At 52.6% G+C, this 6,644-nt stretch carries 6 protein-coding genes; all 6 read left to right on the forward strand.

What is annotated here, in order from left to right; genetic code table 11:
- Positions 1 to 24: 24 nt before the first annotated feature.
- Positions 25 to 1,065: a potassium channel family protein gene (locus ACK5LI_RS01060; RefSeq protein WP_416945774.1), complete on the forward strand. Its 1,041-nt coding sequence runs from the start codon at positions 25 to 27 to the stop codon at positions 1,063 to 1,065.
- Positions 1,066 to 1,071: 6 nt separating this feature from the next.
- Positions 1,072 to 1,803: a hypothetical protein gene (locus ACK5LI_RS01065; protein WP_416945775.1), complete on the forward strand. Its 732-nt coding sequence runs from the start codon at positions 1,072 to 1,074 to the stop codon at positions 1,801 to 1,803.
- 29 nt (positions 1,804 to 1,832) lie between these two features.
- On the forward strand, positions 1,833 to 3,893 hold the full coding sequence (gene ligA, locus ACK5LI_RS01070) for an NAD-dependent DNA ligase LigA (protein WP_416945780.1): 2,061 nt from the start codon (positions 1,833 to 1,835) through the stop codon (positions 3,891 to 3,893).
- Positions 3,894 to 3,919: 26 nt separating this feature from the next.
- Positions 3,920 to 4,699, forward strand: coding sequence for a 4-hydroxy-tetrahydrodipicolinate reductase (dapB, locus tag ACK5LI_RS01075; RefSeq protein WP_416945776.1), 780 nt, complete (start codon positions 3,920 to 3,922; stop codon positions 4,697 to 4,699).
- A complete protein-coding gene (locus ACK5LI_RS01080) occupies positions 4,700 to 6,349 on the forward strand; it encodes an NAD+ synthase (protein ID WP_416945777.1) in 1,650 nt (549 codons plus the stop codon).
- Positions 6,350 to 6,536: 187 nt separating this feature from the next.
- Positions 6,537 to 6,644 (forward strand): transposase (locus tag ACK5LI_RS01085; protein ID WP_416945781.1); only part of this gene is annotated, 108 nt, incomplete at its 3' end.

Below are 6,644 nucleotides of genomic sequence, written 5' to 3' on the forward strand. Positions count from 1 at the left end.
CAGAACTATTCCACCGGAACATATATGGAAAATACAAAACTGCGAGCGCGTATAATCAGGATGCGCAATAAAGTCGGCACGTTCTGGCCTCTGGTTATCAGCCAGCTCAGCATGTTTGTGGTCTTTTTTGTTGCTGTATTTGCGTACATGCATATCGAAGGCTGGGACTTTTGGGATAGCTGCTACATGGTGGTTATCACACTGTCCACGGTGGGCTTTCAGGAAGTGCATCCCATGTCTACGCAGGGGCGTATCCTTACAACTGTTCTGATATTAACCGGCGTTGGAAACTTTGCTTTTATTCTGGGTGCATTTTCGCAGATGCTGGTGGAAGGGAAATTTTTTAAAGCTTTCGGGAGGCGCAGGGTGCTTAAGTCCATTGCCAAATTAAGAGGGCATAGCATCGTTTGCGGCTATGGCCGCATCGGGCGGGTTGTTGCAGAGGAAATAATGCATGAGGGCGGTTCGGTAGTCGTTATCGAACAGGATATTGAAAGCGTGAAGTTGCTTGATGAACAGGGGATTTTGCACCTTTGCGGCGACGCTACCTCTGATCAGGTTCTGGAAGAAGCCAATATACGCCATGCAAGCAATCTGATCGCTGCTCTGGAGCTTGATTCCGCCAATGTGTATGTAGTTCTTAGCGCCCGCCAGTTTAATCCTGACCTGCATATTGTTGCCAGAGCAGGTGCCGAATCGCATATCAGCAAGCTTCAGCATGCCGGAGCCGATAAGGTTCTGTTGCCGCATCGCATTGGTGGCCTGCGCATGGCCCAGTCTGTCCTGCGCCCCACAGTAACAAGCTTTGTGGAACTTACGCAGCGCGGGGGCGGGATGGATATTCAAATGGAAGAACTGCTGATTAATTCTGACTCTGAACTGACGGGTAAGGCGTTAATGGATTCCGGTATACGCGCCCGTTTCAATCTGATTGTCATTGCTGTGAAGGATAGTGAAGGCAATATGCATTTCAATCCGGCATCGGATTTTGTCATTAAGGCAGGGCATACTCTTATTGTGGTTGGTTCTACAGATAACCTTGCAGCATTTCAGAGCGTACTGTAGCCGCATATGCGCACTGCGATTGTCATTTTACATTATGGCAGCCCGCAATTGACAGGGCGTTTGTATGCGCAGCTGCTGGGTGCGGACCCCAAGCGGGCTGATGATATTCTGGTTCTTGATAATCATGCCCCGCAGCCTTTTGAAGGGGCGTGGCATCGGACTGACCGGAATCTATACTGGGCCGGAGCACTGGAATATGCTCTTGCTTCGGTTCAGCGGCTCGGATACACGCACCTGTGGTTTTTGAATAATGACATTCTTTTTGAGACACCGCCGCCTGTTCTTGACAGAGCAGAAGTCCGCATAAAGCGGATGCAGAAACGCATAGCTTCTGTCGGCGTATATGCACCCGCCGTGGTGCGCAGCCCGTATCATGAACATATGATAGCCGATGCACGCTACCAGTTCCGGCGTGTGCCCTTTGTGGACGGCATTGCCCCGTTGATTAATATAGACTGCTGGCAGGCGCTTGGCGGTGTGGACTACGAAGGCAACGCTTATGGCTATGGCGTGGATATGTGGTTTTCACTGCAGGCGCATCGGGCAGGGTGGTCTGTTATTGTTGATCACGGTGTTGTTGTCAGGCACACATACCATTCTACAGCCGGAAAGATTGAAGGTTTTTTACTTAAAGCGGCTGCGGCGGAGCATGACTATCTTACTGCTCGTCTGGGGCCTGACTATAAAAATACGCTTGCCGCATACAAGCGGCAGTTTATTGATGAGGAGTTCCTGTGAGTCAGGATCTGGTAAGTGTTGCAAAGCGCATGGAAGAGTTGCGTAAGCTTGTTGAGTACCACGGGCATCGTTATTACGTGCTGGATGCCCCTGAAGTGACTGATGCTGAATATGATGTTCTGTTCAAGGAGTTGCAGCAGCTTGAAACAGAACATCCGGAGTTGGCCGACCCGGCATCTCCCACCCGTAAGGTGGGCGGCGAGATTTTGGACGGCTTGCAGCCGCGGACACACTCCATGCGTATGTACAGCCTTGATAATGCGTTCGGAGTTGAGGAGTTTCGTGAATTTGTTGATCGGGTAAAGCGGCTGGAACCTGATGCTCCGCTTGAGTTCTGGGTAGACCCCAAGATGGATGGTCTTGCCATGGAGCTGATTTACGAAGACGGTGTCTTTACTGCGGCTATCACCCGAGGGGACGGTACCACTGGTGAAGATGTGACTCATACCATGCGAACTGTGCGCAATGTGCGCCAGCGGTTGAACAGTGACGAGGCTGTTCCCGCCCGCCTTGAAGTCCGCGGCGAAGTGATCATCACCCGTAAGGAATTTGAAACGCTTAATGCCCGCCAGCAGCAGCGGAGAGAGAAGGTTTTTGCTAATCCGCGCAATGCGGCAGCGGGTTCTGTGCGGCAGCTGGATTCTTCTGTTGCGGCGGGGCGCCCCTTGCGTTTTATGGCGTACGGCATCGGACAGGTTGTCTGGCCTGATGGTGCTGTCCGCTGGCGTTCGCAACAGGCGATTATGCAGGGACTCAAAAATCTGGGCTTTGCTATTCCGCAGCAAGGGCGTATGTGCTCCACCCCTGCAGAAGTGGAAGCTGCTTTTGACGAACTTGCCGCTGCCCGAAATGAACTGCCGTATGAAATTGACGGAGTTGTCGCTAAGCTGGATGACCTTGATCTGCAGGAAGCCTTAGGCTTTACAGCCAGAGCGCCGCGTTGGGCCATTGCGCTTAAATTTCCTGCGCATCAGGCCCGTACGAAATTGAAAGACATCCGTATTCAGGTCGGACGTACAGGCGTTTTGACTCCTGTGGCAGAGCTTGAGCCTGTAACCGTGGGCGGCGTGACTGTATCAAGTGCCACTCTGCATAACGAAGATGAAATTCGCGCCAAGCAGCTGATGCTTGGTGATACGGTAATCGTGCAGCGTGCGGGGGATGTTATTCCCGAAGTTGTGCGAGCTGTTGTGGAAGAACGAACCGGAACGGAAACAGAATATGTATTTCCCGCGGTGTGCCCTGTATGCAGCAGCGATGCAGCGCGGGGCGAGGGGGAAGCTGCTTGGCGGTGTACCAACATTAATTGTCCTGCGGTTCGCAAACAGGCGATTATTCACTTTGTGTCCAAAGCCGGACTTGATATCGGAGGCGTGGGGCGCAAGTGGATTGAGCAGCTTGTTGATACCGGTAAAGTCACTTCGCCGGTTGACCTGTTCCGCATCAGCCGCGACGAACTGCTTGGTATGGAACGTATGGGCGAAAAACTGGCTTCTAATTTTCTCGAAGCTTTTGAAACGGCCCGTAATGAATCAACCTTGCAGCGCTTTATTTGCGCGCTGGGCATTCGTCACGTTGGTGAACAGACAGCCAGAACGCTTGCCGAGTATTTTGGCTCCATGGACGCTTTGATGCAGGCAGAGGCAGAAACTCTGCAATCGCTGAATGATATTGGCGGTGAAGTTGCAAACTCTATCAAGGCGTTTTTTGCCAACGACAGCAACAGAGCTTTGCTTCTGGAATTCAAGCAGATGGGCTTGTGGCCGAAGGTGGAAAAGCGTGAAGCTTCTGAGGCTGTCAGCACTGCGCTGACGGGCAAAAAGGTGTTGTTTACAGGTTCGCTTGCCCGCATGACCAGAGGTGAGGCAAAAAGCAAGGCTGAAGCCGCCGGTGCCGTTGTGGTAAGCAGTGTGTCTGCAAAGCTTGACGTGCTGATAGTGGGTGAGAAGCCCGGAAGTAAGCTTGAAAAGGCACGCGGACTAGGTATAACCGTGCTTACTGAAGATGAATTTCTGGACATGACTACCGTAAAAGATACGACTGTTGAAAAAACGAACAATAGCTATGAACATAGTCTGCTTAACTTGTAGCAGACGATAGACCGGAGGAGGACAGCATGAGTGTTTCCGTTATTGTGATGGGAGCCAGCGGGCGAATGGGAGCAACCATAGCGGGTCTGGTTCGGGCTGATGAAGATTGCGAACTTGTGGCTGTTGTTGAGCGTAAAGGCCACTGCGAAGGGCTTGCACATTGGAATTGCAAGGTTGCTGACTCCCTTGACGCGGTACTGCCCGAGTTTCCCGGGGCTGTGGTTATTGATTTTACTGCTCCGGAGGCCAGCGTTGCCAATGCTGCCGCATGCGCAAAGCATGGTAACGGAATTATCATAGGCACAACCGGCCTTACTGAAGAGCAGAAAGCAGAATTGGCAAAAAGCGCTGAAAAAGCTCCTGTGTTCTGGGCTCCCAATATGAGCCTCGGGGTGAACGTTCTGCTTAAGATTCTGCCCCAACTGGTGACGTTGCTTGGCGAACAGTACGATCTTGAAATGGTCGAACTGCACCACAACAAGAAAAAAGATTCTCCCAGCGGTACAGCCTTGCGCCTTGCTGAATGTCTTGCCGAAGCCAGAAAGTGGGATCTTGGCGAAGTTGCCAACTATCACCGTGAAGGAATTATCGGTGAGCGTCCGCAAAAGGAAATCGGCATTCAGACCATTCGCGGCGGCGATGTGGTTGGTGTGCATACTGTGTATGCCATGGGGCCGGGTGAGCGGATTGAGATTACCCATCAGGCGCATTCGCGTGAAATGTTTGCATCCGGTGCCATCAGGGCTGCCAAGTGGATTACAGGCTGCGAGCCCGGAAAACTCTATACCATGTCGGATATGCTGTAGATGCGTATCGCGCTGTTGCAACTGAACTCTGTTGTCGGTGATATCGCAGGCAACGCCAAGGCTATCGCAGAGGCTGTGATGGATGCCTCTGGCAGCGGGGCGGAACTGTGTGTGACGCCGGAACTCGCTGTGTGCGGGTACCCGCCGCGTGATCTTCTGTTGATGGAAGATTTCGTGGAGGCCTGCTGGAGCCGACTGGAAGCTTTGGCTCAGGCTCTGAAACCCTGCTGTCCGGTATTGGTCGGCGCACCTGTTGTTGTGCCCGGCGACTGCAGCGGTACTGTGCGTAACGGCGCGGTGCTGCTGGAAGACGGAAAAGCCTGTGTGGTCGGCACTAAGGTTCTTCTTCCTACGTATGATGTGTTTGACGAACGCCGGTACTTTTCGCCTTCGGAAGAATGCGGGCATATAGTTGTTGGCGATAAGCGCATCGGCGTAACCATTTGCGAAGATATCTGGAACGACAAAGATTACTGGGGTGACAGCAGGCGTTATGCCGAAGACCCCGTTGCTGCTTTGATAGCTGGCGGCGTCGATATCATTGTCAATTTGTCCGCCTCTCCCTTTACTCTCGGCAAGCAGGTAAAGCGCGAAGCCATGCTTGGTGCCGTTGCAGCTCGTGCCGGGGCGCCGGTTGTTTACGTGAATCAGGTCGGCGGAAATGACGACCTGATCTTTGCCGGTAAAAGTATGGTGCTGAATGCACAAGGCAAACTTGCCGCACGGGCAGCCGGATTTGCAGAGCAGATTCTGATTGCGGATGTTTTTGCAGCAGACGGGAGTATTGCTCCGGATGCACCGGAGCCTGAAGCCCAGATATGGCAGGCACTGGTGCTGGGCACGCGGGACTACGCAGCAAAGTGCGGATTTCGCGGTGCGATTCTCGGGCTGTCAGGCGGTATTGATTCCGCACTCGTGGCCTGCATTGCCGCAGAGGCATTGGGGCCGGAAAACGTTCTTGGCGTTTTGATGCCTTCACCGTATTCCAGCCGTGGCAGTGTAGAAGATTCAGAGCAGTTGGTTCGCAACCTTGGCATTGCATCGTACACCGTCCCAATTGAACAGCTGATGCAGCAATTTGATGCCGCTCTGGCTGAGCCGTTTTCCGGATACGTTCAGGATGTGACAGAAGAAAATATCCAGTCGCGTATCAGGGGTAACCTTGTCATGGCCATGTCCAACAAGTTCGGTAAGGTTCTTTTAACTACCGGCAATAAGTCTGAACTGGCAGTAGGGTATTGCACCATATACGGTGACATGGCGGGCGGTCTGGGCGTTATTGCCGATTTGCCCAAAACCATGGTGTATGCAGTCTGCCGTTGGCTTAATGCCAGAGAAGGCAGAGACGTTGTACCTGTTGAAATTCTGGAAAAAGCACCCTCTGCGGAATTACGTCCTGATCAGAAGGATGTGGACTCCCTGCCGGAGTATGACGTGCTGGATGATATTCTTGAGCGGCATATCGTCGGCAAGCAGGGTGTGGACAGTATCGTCGCATCAGGACATGAACGGACTACTGTGGAGCGGATTATCGGCCTTGTCCGCCGTGCGGAGTTTAAAAGACGTCAGGCTCCGCCAGGTCTGAAGGTCACAGACAGGGCATTCGGCTCCGGCTGGAGAATGCCTGTAGCTGCGCGCTTTTCACTGTAGTTGTCATTCTCGAATCAAGTAAGCCCGCGCCATTTTGGCGCGGGCTTTTTGTATGCAGAAAACCCCCCGCTAGGCGGGGGGTTCCGTAAAGCTTAAAGCTATAGAGATATTAGTAAAACTCCTTTTGATTTGCTAACTAATCCCTGCGGTCTGGCAACTGCAGGTGGCAAATCAAAAGGAGGCCACAATGGGTGACACTAAGAGTTTAGCCCACACAAAATGGAACTGCAAATACCACGTAGTGTTTGCGCCAAAGTATCGGCGGCAAGTTTTTTACGGAGAGAAGAAGCGCGCA

Origin of the sequence: Oleidesulfovibrio sp., assembly GCF_047973035.1 — a bacterium.
GTDB lineage: Bacteria > Desulfobacterota > Desulfovibrionia > Desulfovibrionales > Desulfovibrionaceae > Oleidesulfovibrio.